Source organism: Pannonibacter phragmitetus (assembly GCF_050510895.1).
GTDB classification, from domain to species: Bacteria; Pseudomonadota; Alphaproteobacteria; order Rhizobiales; family Stappiaceae; genus Pannonibacter; species Pannonibacter phragmitetus_B.
In genome coordinates this window covers 4,119,835-4,146,015 of record NZ_JBNINT010000001.1, presented here as the reverse complement: position 1 = coordinate 4,146,015, position 26,181 = coordinate 4,119,835, and the positions used below count along the sequence as shown (strand labels likewise).

24 protein-coding genes and 4 pseudogenes are annotated in these 26,181 nt (G+C 62.3%); 16 read left to right on the top strand and 12 right to left on the bottom strand.

The genetic code is table 11. The features are described 5' to 3' along the window. Positions 1-3: 3 nt before the first annotated feature. Both ACQB61_RS19965 and ACQB61_RS19960 read right to left on the bottom strand, forming a co-directional pair. On the bottom strand, positions 4-891 hold the full coding sequence (locus ACQB61_RS19965) for a cation diffusion facilitator family transporter (protein WP_430514034.1): 888 nt from the start codon (positions 889-891) through the stop codon (positions 4-6). A 138-nt stretch (positions 892-1,029) separates the two neighbouring features. Beyond that, a complete protein-coding gene (locus ACQB61_RS19960; RefSeq protein ID WP_430514033.1) occupies positions 1,030-1,773 on the bottom strand; it encodes a DUF1223 domain-containing protein in 744 nt (247 codons plus the stop codon). A 282-nt stretch (positions 1,774-2,055) separates the two neighbouring features. Between ACQB61_RS19960 and ACQB61_RS19955 the strand changes: the two genes are divergently transcribed. The 12 genes and pseudogenes from ACQB61_RS19955 (at position 2,056) to ACQB61_RS19900 (ending at position 13,429) form a co-directional block, all read left to right on the top strand. Then, entirely contained in the window at positions 2,056-2,817 is a 762-nt protein-coding gene (locus ACQB61_RS19955; RefSeq protein ID WP_430514032.1) for a GntR family transcriptional regulator, read from the top strand. 277 nt (positions 2,818-3,094) lie between these two features. After that, a complete protein-coding gene (locus tag ACQB61_RS19950; RefSeq protein WP_430514031.1) occupies positions 3,095-3,703 on the top strand; it encodes a hypothetical protein in 609 nt (202 codons plus the stop codon). Continuing rightward, on the top strand, positions 3,673-4,122 hold the full coding sequence (gene dctP, locus ACQB61_RS19945) for a TRAP transporter substrate-binding protein DctP (RefSeq protein ID WP_430514030.1): 450 nt from the start codon (positions 3,673-3,675) through the stop codon (positions 4,120-4,122). The genes ACQB61_RS19950 and dctP overlap by 31 nt, the downstream gene beginning before the upstream one ends. 136 nt (positions 4,123-4,258) lie before the next feature. Next, positions 4,259-4,768: a TRAP transporter small permease subunit gene (locus ACQB61_RS19940; protein WP_430514029.1), complete on the top strand. Its 510-nt coding sequence runs from the start codon at positions 4,259-4,261 to the stop codon at positions 4,766-4,768. A gap of 7 nt (positions 4,769-4,775) precedes the next feature. Continuing rightward, positions 4,776-6,080 (top strand): TRAP transporter large permease, encoded by a 1,305-nt coding sequence (locus ACQB61_RS19935; protein ID WP_430514028.1) that lies wholly within the window; start codon positions 4,776-4,778, stop codon positions 6,078-6,080. A gap of 19 nt (positions 6,081-6,099) precedes the next feature. Further along, positions 6,100-7,299 (top strand): mandelate racemase/muconate lactonizing enzyme family protein, encoded by a 1,200-nt coding sequence (locus ACQB61_RS19930; RefSeq protein ID WP_334250890.1) that lies wholly within the window; start codon positions 6,100-6,102, stop codon positions 7,297-7,299. 34 nt (positions 7,300-7,333) lie between these two features. Beyond that, positions 7,334-8,094 (top strand): annotated as a pseudogene (locus ACQB61_RS19925) (SDR family oxidoreductase). Between the two features lie 18 nt (positions 8,095-8,112). Beyond that, positions 8,113-9,151: pseudogene (locus ACQB61_RS19920) on the top strand (L-idonate 5-dehydrogenase). A 115-nt stretch (positions 9,152-9,266) separates the two neighbouring features. Beyond that, positions 9,267-10,169 (top strand): 2-hydroxyacid dehydrogenase, encoded by a 903-nt coding sequence (locus ACQB61_RS19915; RefSeq protein WP_430514027.1) that lies wholly within the window; start codon positions 9,267-9,269, stop codon positions 10,167-10,169. Between the two features lie 189 nt (positions 10,170-10,358). Beyond that, positions 10,359-11,378, top strand: a complete 1,020-nt coding sequence (locus tag ACQB61_RS19910; RefSeq protein WP_430514026.1) for a TRAP transporter substrate-binding protein — start codon at positions 10,359-10,361, stop codon at positions 11,376-11,378. A gap of 140 nt (positions 11,379-11,518) precedes the next feature. Beyond that, positions 11,519-12,097: a TRAP transporter small permease subunit gene (locus ACQB61_RS19905; protein WP_430514025.1), complete on the top strand. Its 579-nt coding sequence runs from the start codon at positions 11,519-11,521 to the stop codon at positions 12,095-12,097. A 3-nt stretch (positions 12,098-12,100) separates the two neighbouring features. Continuing rightward, entirely contained in the window at positions 12,101-13,429 is a 1,329-nt protein-coding gene (locus ACQB61_RS19900) for a TRAP transporter large permease (RefSeq protein ID WP_430514024.1), read from the top strand. 102 nt (positions 13,430-13,531) lie between these two features. Here the strand turns inward: ACQB61_RS19900 and ACQB61_RS19895 are convergent. The 6 genes and pseudogenes from ACQB61_RS19895 to ACQB61_RS19870 all read right to left on the bottom strand — a co-directional run bounded on the left by ACQB61_RS19895 (position 13,532) and on the right by ACQB61_RS19870 (position 19,578). Further along, positions 13,532-14,154, bottom strand: a pseudogene (locus ACQB61_RS19895) (DsbE family thiol:disulfide interchange protein). Next, positions 14,151-14,336, bottom strand: a complete 186-nt coding sequence (ccmD, locus tag ACQB61_RS19890; protein ID WP_430514023.1) for a heme exporter protein CcmD — start codon at positions 14,334-14,336, stop codon at positions 14,151-14,153. Before ccmD ends, ACQB61_RS19895 begins: the two are co-directional and overlap by 4 nt. Before the next feature lie 7 nt (positions 14,337-14,343). Then, positions 14,344-15,111, bottom strand: coding sequence for a heme ABC transporter permease (locus ACQB61_RS19885; RefSeq protein ID WP_430514022.1), 768 nt, complete (start codon positions 15,109-15,111; stop codon positions 14,344-14,346). Positions 15,112-15,255: 144 nt separating this feature from the next. Beyond that, positions 15,256-15,927 (bottom strand): heme exporter protein CcmB, encoded by a 672-nt coding sequence (gene ccmB, locus ACQB61_RS19880; RefSeq protein WP_430514021.1) that lies wholly within the window; start codon positions 15,925-15,927, stop codon positions 15,256-15,258. Then, complete coding sequence (gene ccmA, locus ACQB61_RS19875; protein WP_430514430.1) at positions 15,924-16,589, bottom strand: heme ABC exporter ATP-binding protein CcmA; 666 nt, start codon at positions 16,587-16,589, stop codon at positions 15,924-15,926. The genes ccmB and ccmA overlap by 4 nt, the downstream gene beginning before the upstream one ends. Positions 16,590-16,785: 196 nt before the next feature. Next, positions 16,786-19,578 carry a bifunctional aconitate hydratase 2/2-methylisocitrate dehydratase gene (locus ACQB61_RS19870; protein ID WP_430514020.1) on the bottom strand — a complete coding sequence of 931 codons (2,793 nt, stop codon included), beginning with the start codon at positions 19,576-19,578 and terminating at the stop codon, positions 16,786-16,788. 517 nt (positions 19,579-20,095) lie between these two features. Here ACQB61_RS19870 and acnA point away from each other — a divergent pair. Continuing rightward, positions 20,096-22,772 (top strand): annotated as a pseudogene (gene acnA / locus ACQB61_RS19865) (aconitate hydratase AcnA). Between the two features lie 55 nt (positions 22,773-22,827). Here the strand turns inward: acnA and ACQB61_RS19860 are convergent. Genes ACQB61_RS19860 through ACQB61_RS19850 form a run of 3 tightly spaced genes read right to left on the bottom strand, consistent with a single transcriptional unit; the run spans position 22,828 to position 24,055 of the window. Continuing rightward, positions 22,828-23,298: a response regulator gene (locus ACQB61_RS19860; protein ID WP_430514019.1), complete on the bottom strand. Its 471-nt coding sequence runs from the start codon at positions 23,296-23,298 to the stop codon at positions 22,828-22,830. Beyond that, positions 23,292-23,429: a hypothetical protein gene (locus tag ACQB61_RS19855; RefSeq protein ID WP_430514018.1), complete on the bottom strand. Its 138-nt coding sequence runs from the start codon at positions 23,427-23,429 to the stop codon at positions 23,292-23,294. The genes ACQB61_RS19860 and ACQB61_RS19855 overlap by 7 nt, the downstream gene beginning before the upstream one ends. Continuing rightward, entirely contained in the window at positions 23,423-24,055 is a 633-nt protein-coding gene (locus tag ACQB61_RS19850) for a sensor histidine kinase (RefSeq protein WP_430514017.1), read from the bottom strand. The genes ACQB61_RS19855 and ACQB61_RS19850 overlap by 7 nt, the downstream gene beginning before the upstream one ends. Before the next feature lie 236 nt (positions 24,056-24,291). Between ACQB61_RS19850 and ACQB61_RS19845 the strand changes: the two genes are divergently transcribed. From ACQB61_RS19845 to ACQB61_RS19835, 3 genes are read left to right on the top strand one after another with little or no spacing between them, the layout of a single operon-like run. Further along, positions 24,292-24,540, top strand: a complete 249-nt coding sequence (locus ACQB61_RS19845; protein WP_430514016.1) for an AEC family transporter — start codon at positions 24,292-24,294, stop codon at positions 24,538-24,540. After that, positions 24,516-24,809 carry an AEC family transporter gene (locus ACQB61_RS19840; protein WP_430514429.1) on the top strand — a complete coding sequence of 98 codons (294 nt, stop codon included), beginning with the start codon at positions 24,516-24,518 and terminating at the stop codon, positions 24,807-24,809. The genes ACQB61_RS19845 and ACQB61_RS19840 overlap by 25 nt, the downstream gene beginning before the upstream one ends. Continuing rightward, positions 24,809-25,255 (top strand): AEC family transporter, encoded by a 447-nt coding sequence (locus ACQB61_RS19835; RefSeq protein ID WP_430514015.1) that lies wholly within the window; start codon positions 24,809-24,811, stop codon positions 25,253-25,255. Before ACQB61_RS19840 ends, ACQB61_RS19835 begins: the two co-directional genes overlap by 1 nt. 2 nt (positions 25,256-25,257) lie before the next feature. On the opposite strand, the gene gluQRS is transcribed toward ACQB61_RS19835, so the two are convergent. Then, entirely contained in the window at positions 25,258-26,124 is an 867-nt protein-coding gene (gene gluQRS / locus ACQB61_RS19830) for a tRNA glutamyl-Q(34) synthetase GluQRS (protein WP_430514014.1), read from the bottom strand. Positions 26,125-26,181: the final 57 nt, after the last annotated feature.

Genomic DNA, 26,181 nt, shown 5'->3' with positions numbered 1-26,181 from the left:
CCTTCACAGCACCACGATGCCCGAGTGCTTGGCCTTGTGCTCGGGCTCCACATGGATCGTTACCCTGGCCCCTGACAATGCCTTGCCAATGGCCTGCTCGATCCGGTCGCAGATGTCATGCGCCGCATCAACGCTCATCTCGCCGGGAACCACGAGGTGGAAATCCACGAAAGTGACCCGCCCGGCTTGCCGGGTACGCAGATCATGGGCCTCGATGGCCCCTTCCCCATGTTCGGAAATCAGCCCGCGCAGCATGTCCTGCACATCGGTGGAAGCAGCTTCATCCATAAGGCCGCTGACGGAAGCTTTCATCAGAACCCAGCCGGACCACAGGACGTTGAGCCCGACAAGCCCGGCGAGCAGCGAATCGAGCTGCCGCCAACCGGTCAGAAAGACAAGAATGACGCCCACAAGGACACCCACGGATGTCACAACATCCGTCATCAGATGCTGGCCGTCAGCCTCCAGTGCCGGAGACCCGTTCTTGCGGCCAAAACGGATCAGCAGCACTGCCCAGCCGCAATTGAGCACACTGGCAAGACCGTTCACGGCAAGGCCCTTGACCGTGTAATCGGCCATTTCCGTGGCGTGATAGCCCTCCCAGGCCGCATTGAAAATCGACAGTGCGGCAAGCACGATCATCACGCCCACAAGAACCGCAGCGAAATACTCCGCCTTGTCATGACCATAGGGGTGATTGGAATCGGCAGGCTTGGAGGCATACCAGACCGCCAGAAGCGTGGCGAAGGATGAGGCCACATTGACGATGGATTCCAGCGCATCTGAGTAGAGCGCCACGGATCCGGTCAACACAAAGGCCAGATACTTCAGGCCAAGAACGGCGGCACCGACGATCACGCTGCCGAGGGCAATGCGCAGACGCAGGCTCATGGCTACCTCACGGATTGAGGGCGCGGCACTCCGCGCGCCCTTTCAGGAGGCGGCCGCCTTGATGGCGCACCGTCCCGTTCGGGCAAGGCCTTAGGCATGTTTCAGGCAGAACGCAAGGGCGTCGCGGGCAGAGAGGCGCTAGATTCCCGTATCCCACAGGTTGGAGGCTGCCCCAATAATCCGCCCCGGCCCGCTGTCATCTTCAAGCTGGACAATGACCGCGCAGCGCTTTCCGCCCTTTTTCATGGGACGCTTGGGCAGCTTCAGCTCCATCTGGCCGCCAGACCACATGCCAACCGCTTCCAGCCGCTTCACCACATTGACATAGGTGACCTGGCGCCCCTCATTCTCGCCCCGGCCGACCTCCACTGTCTTGGAAGGCATGACATGGAGCAGATAGACAGTCGCCATCTTCGCCCCTTCGGGCAGCGTTCCGTCGATGGTGACTTCCAGCATGTCCGGCGTCGAATGCAGCGAGACCGAGGCCGTCATTTTCGTGGCGCGGTCCAGCGCGGCCTTCACCGCCGGTTCATCACCGCCCACCACATGCTCACCTCCGTTGATGACGATCTGCGGCGTATAGACCGACCTGTCACCACGGCGGGCCGAATACAGCCGCTGGCGCTCGGAGTTTTCCGGAGAGGCGAGCGTGTCCTTCCAGCCCAGATAGTCCCAGTAGTCGACTGGCAGGGAGAGAGCGAGGATACCGGCGTTTTTCGCCAGATCCTGGAGCAGCTTATCAGCCGGCGGACAGGACGAGCAGCCCTGGCTGGTGAAAAGTTCCACAACGACCGGAGGCGTTTTTTCCTCTGCGGCAGACGCATTGCCCGGCAGGGCCATAACCAGCAGCCCAGCGGCAACCGCCAGCCGTGAAATCAGCATTCGCACAGGGCCCATGGCCGGGGAACTCTCTCTTGTCTTCCAAGTCTCTCTTCTGCTCAAAATACATATTCTTCGCCGCCGCGCGAGTCACGTCGCGGTGAGACCCTTCTGACCGCAGACGGCGGCCGGAGTGCCGGGAAGATGTCCGCAGGCTTTAACCGGCAGGAAACAATGCCATTTTGACAGACCGCAGCCGCAGCCTATAAAATATTACGATATTTCATGATCAGCAGAACATGCGCAGACAGTGTGCGGCGCTGCCGGAGAAGGAAGCATCGGAAGATGGCGCGTGCACCCAGCGATTCCAGCCACACGGAAAACACGGAGCCTGATCAGGCGAAGCGGCGCAATTCGGTCAATCTGTTTGAACTCGCCTATGAACGGCTGGAAGACCTCATCGTCAGATGCGAGCTGAGCCCCGGCAGGTTCCTGTCGATCCAGGACCTGCAAACACTGACCGGCATCAGCCGCACACCGGTCCATCAGGCGGTTGGCCGCCTTGCCGAAGATACGCTGATCCATATCCGCCCGCGCCACGGCCTGCAGATTGCGCCCATTGATCTGGCCCGCGAGCGGGTGCTTCTGCGGCTGCGGCGGGATCTGGAACGGTTCGTCATCAAGCTTGCGGCAGAAAACGCCTCCCCGGCACAGCGGAACCAGATGCTGCATCTGGCAAAGGTCATACGGGAGCGCCGCGCAACCATCTCGATTGACGACTTCAACACATTCGACCGGCGCATCGACACGCTCATTCTGGCGGCTGGCAACGAGCCCTTTCTCGTCCACACCCTAAGGCCACTGCACACGATCTTCCGCCGGATCGGCTGGATTCATCACAACCACACCTCCGGCAGCCTCAGCCTCGACGGTACGGTTGATCACCATCTTGCCGTGCTCAATGCGGTGGCAAACCGCCATGTCGAGCAAGCGGTGGACGCCTCCGATGCGCTCATCGGGTTCGTCAATTCGATGTTTGACGTGATGGAGAAGGAAATTGATCCTTCCCTGCTCGACTGCAGCATCGAGCCGCTGATCCCCGAATAACGGAAACGCCTCCTTCCCGAACGCAATCCTGCTGGAGCGGCCCTGGAGCAACGGGCGTGCCGCAGAAGCGGCACGCCAGTGCCCTGCCCACGGACAGGAGCCACCCAGGCGATGGCCCTGTAAACGTCATTTTTTCAAACACTTAATCCATCCTCAGATGCCTGGATCGAGCGGACTTGATCTCCGCGTTGCAGCGTTTGAAATTTTGTGATATTTCACGACATATCAATTAGGCGCCCGGGAGGTGGGAGCCTTGTTGAAATGGGAGGAAATCAGCATGAATATTCTTCGCACCGGTCTTGCCGGAGCTGTTGCACTTGGCCTTACCGTAATGGCGCCTGCAACAAGCCAGGCCGCAGACCCCACGACGCTGCAGTTCCAGACACATCACAGCGCGTCATCGCTTCAGGGCAAGGCATTGCTGCGCTTCGCCGAACTGGCGAACAAGATGTCCGGCGGCTCGCTTCAGGTGCAGATGCTTACGGACTCCTCCGTGGTGAAGGCGTCCGAAGCCTTTGAGGCAGCAGCAACCGGCATCATCGACGGCGACGCCACGGGCGCAGGCTATGTCACCGGCAAGAATCCCGCGTTCCAGTTCTACGGCGACGTCATGGGCGGCTACTCGACGCCTTACCAGATCCTTGGCTGGTACAAGAACGCGGGCGGGCTGGATCTCGCCAACGAGCTCTACGAACAGTTCAACATGCATCTGATCGGCACCTTCGTCGCCACGCCGGAATCACTCGGCTCCACGACGCCCCTCGCCGGTATCGATGACCTGAAGGGCTGGAAGTTCCGCTCCCTCCCGGCATGGAATCCGAAATCTTCCAGAAGCTTGGCGCGGCTCCGGTGGTCATGCCGTTCGGCGAGGTCTTCACCGCCATGACCACGGGCACCGTTGCAGGCGCAGATGCCTCGACACTGGCCGTCAACAAGGGCCTTGGCCTTTATGACGTCGGCAAGTTTGCCACCTACCCCGGTTTCCACTCCATGCCGATCGAGCATGTCACCATCAACCTCGACAAGTGGAACTCCCTGACCGACGAGCAGAAGCAAGTCCTTCAGTCGGCCATCGACACCATTGCCATCGAAGTAGCCACGCAGTCGGAGATCAACGACCGCAAGGCAGCGGCAGAACTGAAGGCCGCCGGCGTGACCATCCAGGACTGGAGCGAGAAGGATCGTCTGGCCTTCCGCAAGGTGGCACAGGAAATCTGGGCTGACTGGGCAAACCGCAGCCCGGAAGCTCAGGCCGCCTATGATTCCCATGTCGCCTACATGAAGTCGCTCGGCATCCTCGACTGAGCCGCATCTGACTGTTCCGGAAGACAGGGGCTGGCGGACTTCATAGCGCCGCCAGCCCGTCCCCCGGATCTGCGAGGCCCAGCAGGCACCACCCACCCTTGCGGCCGCACATTGCCTTCAGCCAGACGAGGAAATCATGCCGGCACCATCCGAAAGTCCTGATCCCAAGTTCACCCCGAAGGCGGCGCTGCTCGCCTCTCCCCTGCTCGTCATCGTTGCCATCACACTTTACGAGGTGGCGGCGCGCTATCTTTTCGGCAGTCCGACAAGCTGGGTCAATGAACTGGCCTTGTTCCTGTCAGCTCTCGTCTATCTGGTGGCAGGTGTCTACGTCATGGCACTGGATGATCACCTGCGGATCTCGGTGATCTACGACGTAGTGCCCCGGCCCGTCCGCCGTGTCTTCGATTTCATCACTCTGGCTGCAACCCTGGTTTTCTGCGGTGGGCTTGCCTACTTCGGCGCACCGACCGCATGGCGTGCCCTTGTCACCTTCGAGCGGTTCGGCACGGCCTGGAATCCGCCAATCCCGGCAATCGTCAAACCTTTTGTCGTCGTTGCAGCGGCCCTGATGGCTGTCCTTGCAATCATCAACTTCCTGCGCGCCAGCCGGCATCCCCGGCCCGGCAGTGACCGGATCGACTGAGGCTGCCATGACCATCCTGACAATCTCGATCATCCTGCTTCTTGGCATCTTCGCACTGATGGCCGTGGGCGTGCCACTGGCCTTTGCCGCCGGTTCACTGGCGATGGTGGTTGCCTATCTGAAATTTGGCCTGCCGGTTCTCGCCATCGCGCACAAGACCGTCTACGGGCTTGCCACCGAATACAGCTTCCTGTCCGTGCCGATGTTCATCCTGATGGCATCATTGCTGGAGCGGTCCAGACTGGCCCGCGATCTCTATGATGCGCTCAACAGCGTCTTCGGCCGGGTTCGCGGCGGCATCGGCTATGTCACACTGGTGATTTCAGTGCTGCTTGCCGCAATCAGCGGCATCATCGGCGGCGAGATCGTGCTGCTCGGCCTGGTCGCCCTGCCGCAGATGCTGCGCCTCAAATACGACCGCAATCTTGCCATCGGCATTGTTTGCGCGGGCGGCTCGCTGGGCACCATGATCCCGCCGTCTATTGTTCTGATCGTCTATGGCTTGACGGCCGATGTCTCGGTGCACAAGCTGTTCCTGGGCTCGTTCATTCCGGGCTTCATGCTGGCAGTCTTCTATCTGATCTACATCGCCATCCGTTGCTGGCTCGATCCGGCGGCCGCGCCAAAGCCATCGGAGGTGCGTCCCGCCCCCTTCTCCCTCTCCGTCTTCCTGCGCGGCGTCCTGCCCACCGGCGTGCTGATCTTCACGGTCTTTGGCTGCATCTATGGCGGTATTACCTCCATCACCGAGGCAGCGAACATCGCTGTTGGCATGACGCTGGTGATCATTGCGCTGCGCGGCGAGTTGAGCGTCGCGATGCTGGCTCAGGCCCTCACCCAGACCTTGCGCGCCTGCGGCATCATCCTCTGGGTCACCTTCGGCGCAGCCGTCATGGTGTCGATCTACAATCTGTCCGGCGGGCAGAAATTCGTGACAGACCTCATTCTCGGGCTGAACATCTCGCCCTTCCTTACGATACTGCTGATGATGGCAATCTTCGTCATCCTCGGCATGTTCATGGACTGGATCGGCATCCTGCTTCTGTGCATGCCCATCTTCGTGCCGATCGTTGCAACTCTCGGCTACGATCTGGTGTGGTTCGGCGTGCTCTTCTCGATCACCATGCAGGTTGCCTTCCTGTCGCCCCCTTCGGTCCGGCCGCGTTCTATCTGCGAAGCGTGGCCCCCCGAAATCACCCTCCCCGTGATCTACAGGGCACTCTGGCCTTTCATCCTGATCCAGCTGTTCATGCTGGCCCTGCTGCTGGCCTTCCCTGACATTTCGCTTCTCCTACCCAATCTCGCACGCTGATGTGATCCGGAGCTTTCCGATGAAAATTACTGCCATCAAGACCTACCGCCTCGAAGAGTTCGCCAACGTCCTGTGGGTTCATGTCGAAACGGATGCCGGCATCACCGGCCTGGGTGAAACCTTCTATGGCGCCGGTGCCGTCGAAGCCCATATTCACGACACCCTGGCAGGCCGTCTGCTCGGCAAGAATCCGCTGCACATCGAAGCCCTGCACAAGGAAATGGTGTCGCTGCCGATGGCCCAGTCTTCGACCGGCGCCGAATACCGGGCAGCTTCCGCCATCGACATTGCCCTGTGGGACATCTTCGGCAAGGTCTGCGGCCTGCCGGTGCACCAGATGCTGGGCGGGCAGTGCTGGGACAAGATCCGCGTCTACAACACCTGCGCCGGCTACCGCTATGTGCGGACCAACAACATCAAGCCGGTTTCGAACTGGAATCTTGGCGATGACGAAGGCCCCTACGAGGATCTCGTCGGCTTCATGACACGGGCGGACGCCCTGGCCGAAAATCTGCTGGAACAGGGCATCACGGCCATGAAGATCTGGCCGTTCGATCCGCATGCCCAGGAAACCCGCGGCCAGTACATCACCGCCGAACAGATGAAGGCCGCCATCGAGCCCTTCGAGAAGATCCGCAAGGCCGTTGGCGACAAGATGGAAATCATGGTCGAGTTCCATTCGCTGTGGAACCTGCCCACCGCCAAGAAGATCGCCAAGGCGCTGGAGCCCTATTCCCCGACCTGGTACGAAGACCCGATCCGCATGAACTCGGCCCAGGCGCTCGGCGAGTTTGCCGCGTCCACGGACGTGTGGACCTGCGCCAGCGAAACCCTCGGCTCGCGTTGGCCCTACAAGGACATGCTCGACCAGAACGCCACTCACGTGGTCATGGTTGACCTGTGCTGGACGGGCGGCCTGACGGAAGGCCGCAAGATCGCGGCCCTGGCTGAAACCTGGCATCGTCCCTTCGCCCCGCATGACTGCATCGGCCCTGTCGGCTTTGCTGCTGCCATTCACATGTCCTTCAGCCAGCCCAACACGCTCATTCAGGAATCCGTCCGCGCCTTCTACCGCGGCTGGTACAACGAGCTCGTCACGGCGGTGCCGAAAATCGAGAACGGCTATGTCTATCCGATGGAAGGGCCGGGCCTTGGCGTCGAGCTGCTTCCCTCCTTCTTCAACCGCCCGGATCTGAGCGGCCGCACTTCGGTGCTTTGAGCCTGATTGTCAGCATTGCAACACGGAGCTTGCCATGACCCTTTTTGATCTGACCGGGCGTACCGCACTTGTAACCGGGTCCTCCCGCGGCCTCGGGCTCGCCATCGCAACCGGCCTCGCTGAGGCCGGGGCTTCCTTGTCCTGAACGGGGTTGACGCGGGCCGCCTTGAAGCAACCGCCGAAGCGCTGCGGGCCGCCGGGCACACGGTGCGCACGGCCGCATTCGATGTCACGGATGAGGCAGCGGTCACCGCTGCCTTCGAGGCCTTCGACCGCGACGGGATTGCGATAGACATTCTCGTCAACAATGCCGGCATCCAGCTGCGCAAGCCGATCGTGGAACTCTCTACGCCGGAATGGCAGAAGGTGATGGACACCAACCTCACCAGCGCCTTCGTGGTGGGACGGGAAGCGGCCAAGCGGATGATCACGCGCAAGAGCGGCAAGATCATCAACATCGGCTCGCTGACCAGCGAGCTGGCCCGGGCAACGGTTGCGCCCTACACGGTGGCCAAGGGCGGCATCAAGATGCTCACCCGCGCCATGACGGCGGAATGGGCCGAACACGGCATTCAGGTCAATGCCATCGGCCCGGGCTACATGCTCACCGACATGAACGAAGCCCTGATCAACAACCCGCAATTCGATGGCTGGGTGAAGGGCCGCACGCCCGCACGCCGCTGGGGCAAGCCAGAGGAGCTGGCCGGCACCGCCGTCTATCTGGCGTCTGCCGCGTCCAATTACGTCAGCGGCCAGATCATCTATGTCGATGGCGGCATGATCTCGGTCCTCTAAAGCCAGGAAAGAACCATCATGCGCGCTATCGTCGCTCATCAGCCCCATGACCTTCGTATCGAGGAGCGGCCTGCGGCAGCAGGCCCGGTCCGGGTGAGGTGCGTGTCCAGATCACCCGGGGCGGCATCTGCGGCTCCGATCTGCACTATTATCACCATGCCGGGTTTGGAACGGTCCGGCTGAAGGAACCCATGATCCTCGGCCACGAAGTTGCCGGGCGTATCGTGGAGACAGGCAGCGGGATCACCTGCGTGGCGGCAGGTGATCAGGTGGCGGTCAATCCGAGCATGCCTTGCGGGCATTGCCACTTCTGCCTTCGAGATCAGCGGAACCAGTGCCTCGACATGCGCTTCTTCGGAAGTGCCATGCGCTTCCCGCATATGCAGGGGCTTTTCCGGGACGAAGTGACGCTGCCGGTGGAGCAGGTCTTCAAGGTTCCCGCCACCCTTGACCCCGGCCTTGCCGCCTGTGCCGAGCCTTTTGCGGTCTGCCTGCATGCGGTCGCGGGCGCAGGGTCACTCCTCGGCAAATCCGTGCTCGTCTCCGGCTGCGGTCCCATCGGCAATCTGGTGATTGCTGCGGCAAGACATGCAGGGGCCGCAGAGATCACGGCCTCGGACCTTGCCGATGCCCCCTTGCAATCGCTGCAAGCCTTGGCGCAAGCCGGACCCTGAACCTTGCCGCGGCGCCGGATGCCCTCGCCCCCTTTGCGGAACGCAAGGGCCTGTTCGATGTGGTGTTCGAATGCTCCGGCAGCGCCAAGGCGCTGGCCACGGCGCTGGATGTTGTGCGTCCGGGCGGCACACTGATCGCCGTCGGTCTTGGCGGCGATATCCCGCTGCCACTCAACCTCGTTGTGGCCAAGGAAGTCACCCTCAAGGGTAGCTTCCGGTTTGATGCTGAATTTGGCTGGGCCGTGCAACTCATCTCCAGCGGCGCAGTCGATCTGTCGCCGCTGATATCCGCAACCCTTCCCGCCGAAGAGGCCGATGCAGCCTTCCGGCTGGCGTCAGACCGCAGTCAGTCGATGAAAGTGCAGCTAGCCTTCAACGCCTGACCAGCACTTCCCTCTGCCAACACGCCAAGATTGGACCATTTCATGAAAATCGTGTTCCACGGCCAGAATGCCTGCAGTTTTGTCCCCGGCTTTGCCAATCTGCTTTCCGAGCCGCATGACATCGTCGAGCTGCCCGATCTCGCTGGCGGCAGAGGCAGACCGGCAGACCTATGCGGCTGCCGATGTGATCATCGGTGTGCAACTGACGGCGGACATGCCGGTTTCGGCATCGCTGAAGCTCTATCAGCTTCCCGGTGCCGGATATGACGGGATCGACCTGAGCCATGTTCCGGAAGGCGCTGCCCTGTGCAATTGCTTCGGTCATGACGCAGCTATCGCAGAATATGTCATGGCCGCGCTGCTGCTGCGTCATGTGCCGCTTGCCGATGCCGACCAGCGTCTGCGCAAGGGCGACTGGGCCTACCGCTCTGGCGGCGCAAATGCCCTGCGCACTGAACTCGGGGACCAGACCATTGGCCTGATCGGCTTCGGTCATATCGGCAAGACAATTGCCGCGAGGGCAAAAGCCTTCGGCATGAAGGTCATCGTGGCCAACAGGTCCACACCGCAGGAAACGGACCTGTTTGACCGGCACTACCCGCTTGCCGCACTGGCCGAGCTTGCAGGCGCTGCGGACGTCATCGTCAACACCCTGCCCTTCACCCCACAGACCGCAGGTCTTGTTGACGCATCCGTCATCAGCGCAATGAAGCCGGAAGGAGTGATCGTCAACGTCGGACGCGGCCCGGTCATCGAGGAGAAAGCCCTTTATGACGCGCTTGCGGAAAAGCGGATCGGTGGCGCCATCATCGACACATGGTATGTCTATCCGGACGGCAGCACGCCCAATCCGCACCCTTCGGCCTATCCGTTCCATGAGCTGGCTAACGTTGTGATGACGCCGCACATGTCCGGCTGGACCCATGGCACGGTCAACCGCCGCCGCGTCGCAATGGCAGACAACATCAACCGGCTGGCCGCAGGCGAGCCGCTGGCCAACACGATCCGCAAGGGTTAAAGCTCTCCTCAAAGCCCCGCCAAGCCTGATGCCAGGCGGGATGGTGGATATGAGATCCTCTTGTTTTGTCTATCTTTTCGGGAAGTGCGGTCTTCACTTTTCCCGGCAGGATCTAAACCGCCAGAAAAGGAAGCCCTTGGGCCTCCAGTCCATCCCCATCCAAAAAACTCATCAACGGGAGGAATGACAATGAAGCGTTTTCTGAAGACAGCCTCGGTAGCTGCAGTGGCAGCTTTTGCCCTGGCAACGGGCGCAGTGGCTCAGGAATATTCGTTCCGGTTCCAGTCCTCGGACCCGGCCGGCAACCCGAACTTCGAGTATCAGAAGGGCTGGACCGATCTGGTCGCCGAAAAGTCCGGCGGCAAGGTCAAGATCGAGCTGATGCCCGTGGGCTCCGTGGTCGAATACAACGAGACGCTGGATGCCGTTGCGGCTGGCATTCTCGATGGTCAGATCTGTGATTCGTCCTACTGGGCCGGCAAGGATCCGGCCTTCGGCCTCATCGCCAATCCGGTCGGCGCCTGGTCTGATCCGGCGCAGATGATCGACTTTGTCGAAAATGGCGGTGGCAAGGAAATCATGCAGGAATTGCTGGGCGCCTATGGCCTGCACTTCATCGGTGTTTCCACCCCCGGCCTCGAAGCCTTCGTCTCGCGCGTGCCGCTCGACAGCGTCGATGACCTGAAGGGCGTCAAGGTGCGCTCGCCGGAAGGCCCGATTGCCAACGTCTTTGCCGCAGCAGGCGCTGCTCCGGTGAACCTGCCGTCGTCGGAAGTCTTCACCGCGATCGACAAGGGCGTGGTGGACGCTGCCGACTATTCCGTGTTCTCCGTCAACCAGACACAAGGTCTCAACAAGGTTGCCCCGCACCCGGTCTATCCGGGCTTCCACTCCCTGCCGCTCGTGGAAGTGTCCATGAACAAGGCCAAGTGGGATGCCCTGCCGGATGACATCAAGACCCTGCTGGAGACGACCGTGAAGGAGTTCCAGCAGACCCAGATCAACGGCCTCAAGGCGGCTGATCTGAAGGCCATCGAGGAAGCCAAGGCGGACGGCTCCATCACCATCCACAACTGGCCGGACGAGGAGCGCGCCAAGTTCCGCAAGATCGCCATGGCCGAGTGGGAGCGCATCGCCAAGGGCTCGCCGATGGCACAGAAGGTCTATGACACCCTCACCAGCTATCTGAGCCAGAAGGGCCTGCTCTGAGACAGGAGGCTTGAAGCGGGAATCCGGCATGATCAGTCCTGCCGGGCGCCCGCGCAAGCGCCCTGCCATGAACAAAGACCACGAAGCGGCGCAGGCTTGTGCCGCTTCTGTCCTTAAGGCCCGCCCCGCTGGATAGAGACATGACACACGGCACCACCCCTACTGATGCGCAGGCCCCCGGCCTTCCGCCCGAGCCGGAACAGGGCGCAGCCCCTGAGGCCGGGCTTCTGGGCCGCCTGATCAACGCATCAGGCTTCATTTTTGCGGCAGGCATCGTTCTGGCAGCAGCCATTCTGCTGCTCGAAGTGTTTCTGCGCTATCTCTTCAACAGCCCCACCATCTGGGCGCATGAGGCAACGGTTTTCCTGTGCGGCCTCGCCTTCGTGTTCGGCGGGCTCTATTGCACCAGCCGCAACACCCATATCCGGGTGGTGCTGCTTTACGACATCCTGCCGCCGCGCTTGCGCAAGGCAGCCGACGTGCTCATTTCCCTTGCCTGCGCCATCGCCAGCGGCTTCTTCGCCTATGCCTCCTGGCACATGGTTCAGCGTGCGGTTCTGGCGCCTTCCGGGGAGATCAGGCTGGAGACCACCGGCAGTGCCTGGAGCCCGCCAACCCCGGCCTTGATCAAGGTCTTCATTCTGGTGGTGATGGTTGCGCTGGTTCTCCAGTTTCTGGTGCTCGCCTTCAACCACGCCCGCCGCAGCCTGAAGGACTGAGCCATGACCGATCTTCTGGATTTCAGCTTCAACCTGCAGGCCCTCGGCATCGGCTGGGGCACGGCGGTCATGTTCATCATGATGGTCGTGCTGCTGCTGACGGGCATGCCGCTCGCCTTTGTGACGCTGCTCGTGGCGCTCGTCTTCGCGCTCGGCTGGTTCGGCCCCATGTCGATCCCGCTCATTACCAGCCGCGTCTATTCCTTCGTGATGAATTTCGTGTTCGTCTCGGTGCCCATGTTCGTGCTGATGGCCGCCATCCTCGACCGCTCCGGTATTGCCCGGGACCTGTTCGATGCGATGAAGCTGTTTGCCGGGCGCATGCGCGGCGGCGTTGCTGTGCAGACCGTCTTTGTCTCCGTGATTCTGGCGGCCATGAGCGGCATCATCGGCGGCGAAATCGTGCTGCTGGGCATGATCGCCCTGCCCCAGATGCTGCGGCAGGGTTATGACCGCAATCTGGCCATCGGCGTGGTCTGTGCGGGCGGCTCGCTCGGCACCATGATCCCGCCGTCCATCGTGCTGATCATCTATGGCCTGACCGCCAACGTCTCCATTGGCGAGCTGTTCACCGCAGCCTTCCTGCCCGGCTTCATGCTGGCCATGTTCTATGTGGCCTACATCCTGGCGCGAGCCTGGCTGACGCCACATGTGGTGCCACAGGTGGACCCGGAGCCGATCCCGCGCGAGGAAAAGCTGCGCCTCCTGAAAGGGCTGGCACTGCCGGTTCTGGTGGTCGCCATTGTTCTGGGGTCAATCTATGGCGGCATCGCCTCGGTGACGGAGGCCTCGGCCATTGGCGTCGGCGGCGTGATCCTGTCGACGATCCTGCGCGGTGAGTTCTCGTTCAAGCTGCTGCGGGATGCGGCGATGCAGACGCTCTCCACGGTCGGCATGATCGTTTGGATCGGCATCGGCGCCACGGCCATTGTCGGCGTCTACAATCTGATGGGCGGGGTAAACTTCGTCTCGGGCATGATCACCGGCATCTCGGACAATCCCACCGTCATCGTGCTGGTGATGATGGCGATCCTGTTCGTGCTCGGCGCCTTCCTCGACTGGGTAGGCATCGCCCTGCTGACGATGCCGATCTTCGTGCCGATCATCAAGTCGCTCGGCCTTGACCCGGTCTGGTTCGGCGTCCTGTTCTGCATGAACATGCAGATCTCGTTCCTGTCGCCGCCTTTTGGTCCTGCCGCCTTCTATCTGAAGTCCGTGGCCCCTCCCGGCATCACGCTGGGTGTCATCTTCCGGGCACTGCTGCCTTTCATCGCCCTGCAAATCCTGGCTGTCGGCCTGCTGGTCGCCTTCCCCGGGATCACCGGGCGCTGAAAAAACCAAACGCTGCGGCAGGCCCACCCCTGCCACAGATATGAGAACGCCGCCCTGCCAAACAGCAGCGGGCGGCGTTCTTTTTATATCAAAACCCTGAAATCAGTTGCCGCCGGCCAGAACCCGTTCCAGCTGGGGCAGGAGCACCTGCTCGTAGCTTTCAGGCGAAAGCGGACCGATGAACTTGTAGCGGATCACGCCCTTGCCATCGACCACATAGGTCTCAGGCACGCCATAAACGCCCCACTCGATGGCTGCGCGGCCACCGGCATCAGCGCCCACCTTGTCATACGGGTTGCCGAGCGTACCGAGGAAGCGGCGGGCGTTCTCGGGCTGGTCCTTGTAGTTGATGCCGTACATGCGGAACCGGCCGTCCTTGGCCATTTCCTCCAGCACCGGATGCTCCTGCCGGCAGGGCACGCACCAGGAGGCAAAGACGTTGACCACCGACACGCCCCCTCAAGATCCGCCGCCGTGATGCCGGGCACGGGCGCGCCATTGTCCGTCAGTCCCTCCACCGCGGGCAACTCCATGCGGGGCGCGGGCTTGTTGAGCAGCGCTGAAGGCAGTTCGGACGGATCGCGGCCGAAGAACATCTGGAACATGAACAGCACGGCCAGCGCGGCGAAGACCACCAGCGGCAACAGCGCAAACACGGGGATACGGCGGCGCGGCTGGGAAACAGATCCGCTCTGGCCGGCCGGGGTGTGATCCGGCGCGCTCATTGGCCTTGCGCCCCGGCTGCTGTGCGGCGGCGCACACCTTGCGCCTCAAGCGCCCTGAGATCGGCATTGAGCCTGCGCCGGTCCAGCCACACCCATCCGGTCAGCCCCAGCACGACGCCGAAACAAATCACGAAGGAAGCAATGATGAAGCCCGCGTGGGGGCCAAGGTCGAAGGCAGCCATGCTCACCTCACTCTGCCGCGACAGGGGTTGCGGCGCTGGCTCCAGCCGGGCGGACAGCCGCAGCACGCATGCGCAGCGCCCGCACCCGCCGCCGCAGGATTTCGTTGATCATCGCGTGGGCATGCAGAACCAGGAACAGCAGCGTGAAGGCTGCCGCCATCACCATCAGCGGCCACAAGAGATCCGGGTGGATCGTCGGCCCGTCCATACGGATGACGCTGGCCGGCTGGTGCAGCGTGTTCCACCAGTCGACGGAGAATTTGATGATGGGCAGATTGATGACCCCGGCGAGCGTCAGCACCGCTGCCGCTTTACCCGCCCGGATCGGGTCATCCATCGTCCGCCACAGGGCCATGAGGCCCAGATACATGATGAAGAGCACCAGAACCGAGGTCAGGCGCGCATCCCACACCCAATAGGTGCCCCACATGGGCTTGCCCCAGAGCGAGCCGGTGATCAGCGCCATGAAGGTGAAGGCAGCGCCGAGAGGGGCCGCGGCCTTGGCCGAAACATCGGCCAGCGGGTGTTTCCACACCAGCGTGCCCAGCGACGACAGGGCCATGATGGAATAACACATCATCGACAGCCAGGCGGCGGGTACGTGGATGTACATGATCCGCACCGTGTCGCCCTGCTGGTAATCCTCCGGCGCCACGAAGAAAGTCATGTAGAGCCCGGCGGCAAACAGCAGCGCACACAGGCCCGTTGCCCAAGGCAGGATAGCCCGGGCAAGGCTCATGAAACGGGTCGGGTTCGCCAGATCAACAAGTGCCATGGAATGGTTCTAATCCCTCTCACCCGCCGCCGCAATGCAAGCTCGCAGGTCAGCTTTCTATGCCTCAAGGGTTTTCGCATTGCCTTGCGCTGGGTCAAGCCCCCATCTAACCGGAATCACGAAAGCGTCATTGCCATGACGGGTTCAATCCGCCGCAAAACGCAAGGCTGCCGCTGCCGCCACCGGCCCGAGGACAGCAGAGAAAAGCGTCAGCGCGCAGAGAATGAGGAACGGCGTCATGAAGGGCACCGGGTCATTCACCGCAGCATCTGCCGCGCTCACGCCGAAAATCAGCACCGGGATCGTCAACGGCACCACAAGAACGGCGAGAAGCAGCCCGCCCCGGCGCAGCGACACGGTCAGTGCCGCGCCGATTGCCCCGATCAGGGTCAGAGCGGGAGTACCCACCAGCAGCGTCAGCGTCACCGCCCCCATGGCCACCGGCCCGAGATTGAGGAAAACGGCCAGAACGGGCGCAGCCAGCACCAGCGGCAGGCCGGTTGCCACCCAGTGGGCAATGCACTTGCCCAGCACCACCAGCTCCAGCGGCTGCCCGGCCATCAGCATCAGATCCAGCGAGCCGTCATCCCGGTCGGCCTGAAACAGCCGGTCAAGCCCCAGCAGCGCCGACAGCAGCGCCCCGATCCACAAGATCGCCGGACCGATGCGGGACAGGAGATTGAGATCCGGCCCGACGCCAAAGGGAATGACCGTGACGACGGCCAGAAAGAACAGCACACCGATCAGCGCCCCGCCGCCAACCCGGACGGCAAGGCGGAATTCGCGGGCAACGAGGGCAAGGAACCAGCCGTTCATGCCTCATCTCCCTCATCTTCAAGCTCATCCCCCTGCTCCGGCGCAGCCAGATGCAGCGCATCAGCGGGATGCAGCGCAAGTTCGGAGTGGGTGGCGGTGATGATCTGCCCGCCTGCCGCCAGATGCGCGTTCATGAAACCGAGAAGCTGCGCTTCCGATGCCTTGTCGAGGGCTGACGTGGGCTCATCCATCAGCCAGATGGGGCGCGGCGTCACGAACAGGCGCGCCAGCGCCAGCCGCCGGGTTTGCCCAGCCGACAGATAGGCCGCAGGAAGGTTCGCCGTATGGGCGATGCCGAGCCGGTCCAGAATCTCCAGCGGCTGCAACACCTCACCTGCAAAGCCTTCCGGTCGGGCCGGAGCCATGAAACTGCGCCAAAAATCAAGGTTCTCAAGCACGCTCAAGGCCCGCTTCACCGCGCTTTCATGACCGAAATAGTGAGCATGTTCGGCAAGGCTTCGGTCCGCTTCGCCGCCTTCCAGGGTCAGCTTGCCCTCACTCACCGGGACAAGACCTGCCAGCGTGCGCAACAGCGTCGATTTGCCGACACCATTGGCCCCGGTGATGACCAGCGCCCGGCCCGCCTCCAGCTGAAAGCCCAATCCGGCAAACACCCGGCGTCCGCCCCGGTCCACGGCAAGTTTGTCGGCAATCAGTTTCAGGGGACAGCTCCGCGCTTCATTCCGGTCCTTGTTAGGATGCCCCCGGACGATGGCAAGCAGCTAGAACTGCGTAGTGCGGGGCAGAGCTGCCCCTCAAAATGGAACGGCCGCCCTTCCGGGTCAGATCCATGAGGATCATCACCGGAGGGCGGCCGCTTGAGATCAGGCCATCAGAGGCTCAAATAGCTCCGGCGGCTCAGAAGTGAACCGAGCGCGCCGTTGCCAGCTTTTCGACCGGCGGGGAGAACTTCGTCAGATCGATCCCTTCCACGGCCTGCTTGTACTCGTCCACGTTGGGCGTGCGGCCCAGAACGGCGGCGAGCACCACCACAGGGGTGGAGGCGAGCAGAGATTCGCCCTTCTTCTCGGTGCTGTCTTCCACCACGCGGCCCTGGAACAGGCGGGTGGAGGTGGCCAGAACCGTGTCGCCCTTCTCGGCCTTTTCCTGGTTGCCCATGCAGAGGTTGCAGCCCGGGCGCTCCAGATAGAGGATGTTTTCGTACTGGGTACGGGCCTTGTTCTTCGGCGCGCTGTCGTCGAATTCGAAGCCAGAGTACTTCTGCAGCACTTCCCAGTCGCCTTCGGCCTTCAGCTCGTCGATGATGTTGTAGGTCGGGGCAGCCACCACCAGCGGAGCCTTGAACTCGACGGTGCCATGCACCTTTTCGAGGTTCTTCAGCATCTGAGCGACGATCTTGATGTCGCCCTTGTGCACCATGCAGGAGCCAACGAAGCCCAGATCGACCTTCTTCTCGCCGCCGTAATAGGACACGGGGCGGATGGCATCGTGGGTGTAGCGCTTGGACACGTCCGGGTTGTTGACATCCGGGTCGGCGATCATCGGCTCATCGATCTGGTCGAGATCGACGACGACTTCGGCAAAGTACTTGGCGTTCTCGTCCGGAGCCAGAGCCGGCTTTTCGCCGGAGCGGATTTCGGCGATGCGCTTGTCGGCCTTGGCAATCAGGCCCTTCAGAACCTGAGCGTCATTGTCCATGCCCTTGTCGATCATCACCTGGATGCGCGACTTGGCCAGTTCCAGCGAGCCGATCAGCGTCTCGTCATCGGAGATGCAGATGGAGGCCTTGGCCTTCATTTCTGCGGTCCAGTCGGTGAAGGTGAAGGCCTGGTCGGCCAGCAGCGTGCCGATATGCACTTCGATGACGCGGCCCTGGAAGACGTTGTCGCCGAACTGGCTCAGCATCTGGGCCTGGGTGGCGTGCACCACATCGCGGAAATCGACGTGATCCTTCATGGAGCCCTTGAAGGTCACCTTGACGGAATCGGGGATCGGCATGGTGGCTTCGCCGGTGGCAAGAGCCAGCGCAACGGTGCCCGAGTCAGCACCGAAGGCGACGCCCTTGGACATGCGGGTGTGGCTGTCGCCGCCGATGATGATGTCCCAGTCATCCACGGTGATGTCGTTCAGCACCTTGTGGATCACGTCCGTCATGGAATGATAGACGCCCTTCGGGTCACGGCCGGTGATCAGGCCGAACTTGTGCATGAAGCTCATCAGTTTCGGGATGTTGGCCTGTGCCTTCAGATCCCAGACCGATGCCGTGTGGCAGCCGGACTGATAGGCGCCATCCACCAGCGGCGAAATGACGGTGGCCGCCATCGCTTCCAGCTCCTGCGCGGTCATCAGGCCGGTGGTGTCCTGCGAGCCGACGATGTTGACGCGCACACGCACGTCGGAACCGGCATGCAGCACCTTGCCGGGCGCAACGCCAACCGCATTGCGGTTGAAGATCTTCTCCACAGCCGTCAGGCCCTGGCCCTCGTGGGAAACTTCCTTGGCCGGAGAAAACACCAGCGGTGCCTCGACGCCCAGCGTCTGCGCCGCAAAGGTCTGCAGCTTCTTGCCGAAGACGATGGCATAGGAGCCACCGGCGCGCATGGATTCCATCTTCTGCGGACGGAAGGATGCGGACAGATCGGCCAGCTCTTCCTTGCCATCTTCGCTGTACAGCTTCTTGGCCTTGCTGTTGATCTTCAGCACGGTGCCGGTGTCGACCGAGTACTTCTGCACCAGCACCGGGTTGCCGGCGTTGTCGAGGATCGGCTTGCCCTCGTCATCCAGCTTCTTGACCCAGTTCTTCAGGTCGATACCGATGCCGCCCGTCACGTCGACGGTGGTCAGGAAGATCGGCGAAATGCCGTTGGTGCCGGCCACGATCGGAGCAATGTTGACGAAAGGAACGTAGGGGCTCGCCTGCTTGCCAGTCCACAGCGCCACGTTGTTAACGCCCGACATGCGCGAGGAACCAACGCCCATCGTGCCCTTTTCGGCGATCATCATGACGCGCTTGTCCGGATGCTGCGCCTGCAGAGCGCGGATCTCGGCCTGGGCGGCTTCGGAGATCATGCACTTGCCATGCAGCTCGCGGTCCGAGCGCGAATGCGCCTGATTGCCTGGCGACAGCAGGTCGGTAGAGATATCGCCTTCTGCGGCGATGAAGGTAACGACCTTGATCTCTTCCTCGACCTCGGGAAGCTTGGTGAAGAACTCGGCCTTGACGTAGCTCTCCAGAATGTCCTTAGCGACCGGATTACCTGCCTCGAAGGCAGCCTTCAGACGGTCGGTGTCAGCGGCATAGAGGAAGACCTGGGTCTTCAGCACTTCAGCTGCGTCACGGGCGATGGAAGCATCATCGCCCAGCGCCAGATCCAGAAGCACGGCGATCGACGGGCCGCCCTTCATATGGGACAGCAGCTCGAAGGCGAAGGCGCGGGAGATTTCCGGCACCACTTCGGTTCCCAGGATGATTTCCTTGAGGAAACGCGACTTTTCGCCAGCAGCGCTCGTCGTGCCGGGAATGGTGTTGTAGATGAAGAACTGCAGCGAATCGGCGCGATGTGCGCTGCCCGTGTCCTTGATATTGGCAATCACCTCGGCGAGGAGCGCAGCATCCTCGATCGGCTTCGGGTGAAGGCCCTGACCCTTGCGGGTCTCAATCTCGGCGAGATAGTCGTTGTAAAGGCTCATGGTGATCCCGGAATCCCTTGTTGGTCAGTGCCAACCTCCGGATCGCGGTCACTTCTGGCGGGCCGGGGCAAGCGGGCTGAGTGTTATTTTTCAGCGCGGTATACAATAGTATGCAATGTCATTCAAGCGCTTTCCGTAACCCCATAAACTGAATGCGGGCCTTTGTCCTTGACCCCTGTTGCCCTTTGAAAAATAAACCCAATATCTGATGTCAAAGCCTTTGACCGCGAGGCCCCCGAAGGCCGGCTCCAAAGGTTGAAACAGCGCCCGAAGACCGGCTCCAGTTGCAGATGCTGCGGTCATGACTCGCCGCAAAAGCCAAAACCGGCTATAGCGGCAGCATGCAGCAGCCAACTGCCGGCCCGCCTCAGGGCAACGGCGGAGCCTGTGCGGCACCAAATGCGAGGCCCGGTAAGAGGCCAGTCAGATCCGGCAATGGCCGGGACCAGAGATCTTTAATCCTCCGGGCAGGCACCATCCCGCCGCCGAGCCCGGTCTTGAGAGGAGAGTGCTCGACGTGACCCAATCCCTCGACAGCTTCAAGTCCAGAAAAACCCTTGAAGTCAACGGCCAGACCTACACCTATTTCTCTATTCCAGAGGCCGAGAAGAACGGCCTCGAAGGCGTCTCCCGCCTGCCGAACTCGCTGAAGGTGGTTCTGGAGAACCTGCTGCGCTTTGAAGACAACCGCACGGTAACGGCTGATGACATCCGCGCAGTGGCGCAGTGGCTCGTCACCCGCACCTCCGAACACGAAATCTCCTACCGCCCGGCCCGCGTGCTGATGCAGGATTTCACCGGCGTTCCCGCCGTGGTGGATCTTGCAGCCATGCGCGATGCTGCGGTGAAACTCGGCGGCGACCCGAAGAAGGTGAACCCGCTCGTGCCAGTGGACCTCGTCATCGACCATTCGGTGATGGTCGACTACTTCGGCACCAAGGATGCCTTCACGAAGAACGTGGAGCTGGAATACCAGCGCAACGGCGAGCGCTATGAATTCCTGCGCTGGGGCCAGTCCGCCTTTGACAATTTCCGCGCCGTGCCCCCGGCACCGGCATCTGCCATCAGGTGAACCTCGAATATCTGGCCCAGACGGTCTGGATCAAGGAAGAAAACGGCGAAACCATCGCCTATCCGGACACGCTGGTGGGCACTGATTCCCACACCACCATGGTCAATGGCCTTGCCGTTCTGGGCTGGGGCGTCGGCGGCATCGAGGCGGAAGCGGCCATGCTCGGCCAGCCGATTTCCATGCTGATTCCGGAAGTCGTCGGCTTCAAGCTGACCGGCAAGCTGAATGAAGGCATCACCGCGACCGACCTTGTGCTGCGCGTCACCGAGATGCTGCGCAAGAAGGGCGTGGTCGGCAAGTTCGTGGAATTCTACGGCCCCGGCCTCGACAACCTCAGCCTTGAGGATGCCGCTACCATCGCCAACATGGCCCCCGAATATGGCGCAACCTGCGGCTTCTTCTCCGTGGACCGCGAGACCCTTGCCTATCTGAAGGCCACCGGCCGCGACCCGCAGCGCGTTGCTCTTGTCGAAGCCTATTCGAAGGCGCAAGGCATGTTCCGCGATGCGGCTTCCCCGAACCGGTCTTCACCGATACGCTGGAACTCGACATTTCAACTGTCGTGCCCGCCCTTTCCGGCCCGAAGCGCCCGCAGGACCGCATCAATCTCGATGCTGTCGCCGCAGGCTTTGCCAAGACCATGGCCGATGAGTTCAAGAAGGCGGACGAGCTGTCGAAGCGTGTGCCCGTCGAAGGCCGCAGCCATGACCTCGGTCATGGCGATGTGGTCATCGCTGCCATCACCTCCTGCACCAACACCTCGAACCCGAGCGTGCTGATCGGCGCCGGCCTTGTTGCCCGCAATGCCCGCAGGAAGGGTCTCAAGGTCAAGCCCTGGGTGAAGACCTCGCTGGCGCCCGGTTCGCAGGTGGTGACGGACTACCTTCTCAAGGCCGGGCTTCAGGACGATCTCAATGCCCTCGGCTTCAATCTTGCCGGCTATGGCTGCACCACCTGCATCGGCAACTCCGGGCCGCTGGCGCCGGAACTGTCGAAGGCAATCTCGGACAATGACCTCGTCGTTAGCGCCGTGCTCTCGGGCAACCGTAACTTCGAAGGCCGCGTCAACCCGGATGTGCGCGCCAACTACCTGGCCTCGCCGCCGCTGGTCGTTGCCTATGCAATTGCGGGCAACATGAACATCAATGTTGCCACGGACCCGCTGGGCGAGGATCAGGACGGCAAGCCGGTCTACCTCAAGGATATCTGGCCCTCGACGGAAGAGATCACCCAGATCATCCGTGCCTCGATCGACGATGACATGTTCCGCAAGCGCTATTCGGACGTGTTCAAGGGCGACGAGCACTGGCAGGCGATCAAGGTGGAAGGCGGCATGACCTACAAGTGGCCGATTGCCTCCACCTACGTGGCCAATCCGCCCTATTTCGAGGGCATGACCATGGAGCCCAAGCCCCTGACGGACATCGAGGGCGCCGCCGTGATGGGCCTTTTCCTCGATTCCATCACCACCGACCACATCTCCCCGGCCGGTAACATCAAGGCCAGCAGCCCGGCCGGCAAATACCTGTCCGAACATCAGGTTGCCGTTACCGACTTCAACTCCTATGGCGCGCGGCGCGGCAATCACCAGGTGATGATGCGCGGCACTTTCGCCAACATCCGCATCAAGAACCAGATGGTTCCGGGCGTGGAAGGCGGCGTCACCATGAAGGATGGCCAGCAGAAATGGATCTATGACGCCTGCATGGAGTATCAGGAAGCCGGCATCCCGCTGGTGATCTTCGCAGGTAAGGAATACGGCACCGGCTCATCGCGTGACTGGGCCGCCAAAGGCACCACGCTGCTTGGCGTGCGCGCCGTCATCGCCCAGTCCTTCGAGCGCATCCACCGCTCCAACCTCGTCGGCATGGGCGTCATTCCGCTGACCTTCAAGGAAGGCGAGAGCTGGCAGTCCCACGGCATCACCGGCAAGGAACGGGTGACGATCAAGGGCATCGCCGATATCACCCCGCGCCAGATGATGAACGTGGAAGTGACCTACGAGGACGGCACGGTGAAGAACATCGAGTGCCTGTGCCGTGTCGATACACTGGACGAGCTGGAATACATCAAGGCCGGCGGCATCCTGCACTACGTCCTGCGCAACCTCGTGCGCAGCTGATCTGGTGTAAACGCAACGCTGACAGGGCCGCTCCGAAAGGGGCGGCCCTTATTCTTTACGCAACCTCTCCATCGTCATACCGGTCCCAGCTCGCGCTGCGCTCGGCCGGGATGACGGTGGAGCGAAGTAGGACAACTCCCCTACCCCGCCATCTCCTCCAGCCGCAGCTTATGCCGGGTGCGGGCGAGGTTGAGGGTCTGGTAGAGCTGCGAGGGGAAATGGGTTTGGGCAGCACGTCGTCAAATCCGGCCTGCCGCAGCTTGCGGTCGCCCACAGATTCCAGTGCAGCAGTCACGGCAATCAGCGGCAGACGCGAACCATCCGGTCCCTGACGCAGGGCAGCGGCGGTTTCCATGCCGTCCATGCCGGGCATATGCAGATCCAGCAGCACGCCGTCATAAGCCGTTGCGGCCGCCATGTTCACGGCCTGCTGGCCGGTTCCGGCGGCGTCGCTGGTCATAGCAAAGGATTCCAGAAGCGCCGCCAACAGGCGCCGGTTGGTTTCGTTGTCATCGACGATCAGCACATGCGGCCCCGGCTGGGCCGCGCCAGCCCCGGAGCCCCCGCACCGCCCGGCAGAGGCAGATGCATGGTGAAGCGGCAGCCGCCGCCCGGCGCGTCATCCAGATCAAGCCGTCCGCCTGCGGCCTTCACCACCTCCGCAGCCCCCAAAGGCCAAGGCCCGAACTGCTGCCATCCCCGGCGCGCCCGGCGGTTCCGCGTGTAAACGGCCGGAACAGGCGGCGGCGCTCCATCACGCCGATCCCCGGCCCCGTGTCGGTGATCTCCAGCAGCAGGTTGCCGCAGTCTTCGCGCAAGACCACGCGCACCTGCCCGCGCGGGGTGTAGCGGATAGCATTGTCGATGAGGACCGTGGCCGCACGGCGCAGGGCCATCTGCACTTCCGGCGGACAGAAAAGCGGCGCTTCGGGCACACTGGCGGCCAGCGCCAGACCCTTTGCCCTCGCAAGCGGCTCGAACAGACCAGCGATTTCCAGCACGAGCCTTCCGGCATCCGGACCTTCCGCGTCCGCACGCGCAGCTTTCGGCAAGGGCGTAAGTCCGGCTGCCGCACGGCCCTCGTTCAGCACCCCGGCAGTCATTTCAGCCAGACCGTCGATGGCGGCGATGAGCGTTGCCAGCCGCACCTGTTGCATCGGGCTCAGCGGCTCCATGCCGATCAGCTCCGCCGTCAGCCGCATGGCATTGAGCGGCGTGCGCAGGTCATGGGCCATGAGGGCGAGCCGCTGGCTTTCCGGACTGCCCTTCTCCTTACCCGTCATGCTGTTCCCCTGCTGCCAGCGTCAAAAAGGCTGCCGGTTGACCGGTCAGCCATGCCTCTTCTACAGTTGTGGCTGTAATGCCTGTGCGCCGCCTGCCCTGAATCGCGGTTCACCGTTGCATTGTGTCACGGTGCCCCGGGCTGGTCCATGCGCCGTGAGCCTGCCGTCCCGCCTTGTCCGCAGCCCTCTGCTGCGCGCCGCTCTGAAATCCGTCCCGGATGCATGTGGAACCCGCCATGTTCGAGCAGATCCTGACCATCGTTGTCCCCGTTTTCGTGCTTGTCGGGCTCGGCTATCTGGCTGCACGCACGGGCCTGCTTTCCCAGTCCGTGGGCGAAGGGCTCGGCCAGTTCGTCTTTGTGGTTGCGATTCCCTCGCTCATCTTCAAGACGCTGGCAACTGTGTCCATGGATCAAGGCTTCCCTGGGCGCTATGGGCCGCCTATTTCAGCGGCGTTGCCATCACATGGGCGATTGCCACGCTGATCGTACGCACGATCTTCGGCCGGGATGCCAGGGCGGGCGTGATTGCCGGCATTTCCGCTGCCTTTGCCAATACGGTGATGGTCGGCATTCCACTGGTCTCTTCGGTTCTCGGTCCAGAAGGCCTGTTGCCGCTGGTGCTGCTGATTTCCGTTCACCTGCCGGTGATGACCATCGTGATTGCCGTCTTGATGGAGCGGGCTGCCGCCGCCGATGGCGCCAATGGCTCCCAGTCGCTCCCGGTCCTTCTGAAAAAATCATCGCCAGCCTGATGACGAACCCGATCGTCATCGCCATCCTTGCCTCGCTGGTGTGGCGGGTTTTCTCCCTGCCGCTCACGGGCATTCCGGCAGATGTGATCGGACGCCTCTCCTCCACCGCCCTGCCCGTCGCCCTGTTCTCGCTGGGCATGAGCATGGTGCTCTATGGCATCCGCGGCAATCTGGGAGCAGGCATAATCCTGAGCGTGCTGAAGGTCATCGTAATGCCCGCGATCGTGCTGGTGCTCTGTGCTTATGTCTTCGCCCTGCCAGCGGTCTGGACCGCCGCGATGACGCTGACAGCGGCCTGCCCGACGGGCGTCAACGTCTATATCTTTGCCAACCGCTATGGCACGGGCCATGCGATGTCAGCAAACTCCATCACGCTCACCACCGCCGCCGCCGTCGTCACCTGCGGTGCATGGGTTCTGGCGCTGGACATGCTGGGGCTGATCTGAATTCAGATCCCGATCCGGCGGCGCACGTCTTCCACCGTCCATCCGGCGGCACGCAGCTCCCGCAAGGCCGTATGGCCTTCGGATTTCGACAGTTTGCGCCCGTCCGCCCCCAGGATAAGCCGGTGATGGTGATAGCGCGGTTCCGGCAGGCCAAGCAGCACCTGCAGCAGCCGGTGTACAGAGGTGGCATGGAACAGATCCTGCCCCCGCACCACATGCGTCACACCTTGCAGGGCATCATCCAGCGTGACGGAGAGGTGATAGCTCGTCGGCGTATCCTTGCGGGCCAGGATCACATCGCCCCATGCAAGAGGATCAGCGGCCACATTGCCGGCACGCTCTGCCTGCCACTCCTCCTGCCAGAACAGTGGCCCAGTCAAAAGGCTCACCGCCCTGCGCATGTCGAGCCGGAGGGCAAAGGGGGCGCCGGAGGTGCGGCGGCGGGCAATTTCCGCCTCATCCAACATGGCCGCATCGCCGGGATAGAGCGGCGCACCGTCCGGATCCCGCGGCCAGGTTTTTCCTTGCGCTTCCGTCTCTGCTACGAAATTGCGGATCTCGGCTCGGGTTAGATAAGCCTCATAAACCAGCCCCATCGCTCGCAAGCGGTCCAGAGCCGCAGCGTATTCGCCGAAATGCTCCGACTGGCGGCGTGGGGGCTCCTCATGAGCAAAGCCGATCCAGCGGAGATCCTCCAGCATCGCCGCTTCCAGCGCGGGCGTGCAGCGGGCCGTGTCGATGTCCTCGATCCGCAGCAGCATCCGCCCGCCCGCTGCTTGCGCAAGCTGCTGGTTGAGCAGCGCCGACAGGGCGTGCCCCAGATGCAGATAGCCATTGGGGGAAGGCGCGAAACGGAAAACGGCGGTCATGACGCCTTATGGCAGGGATGATGAACCGGGAAAAGCCGGTCCGGGCAGATCGCCCGG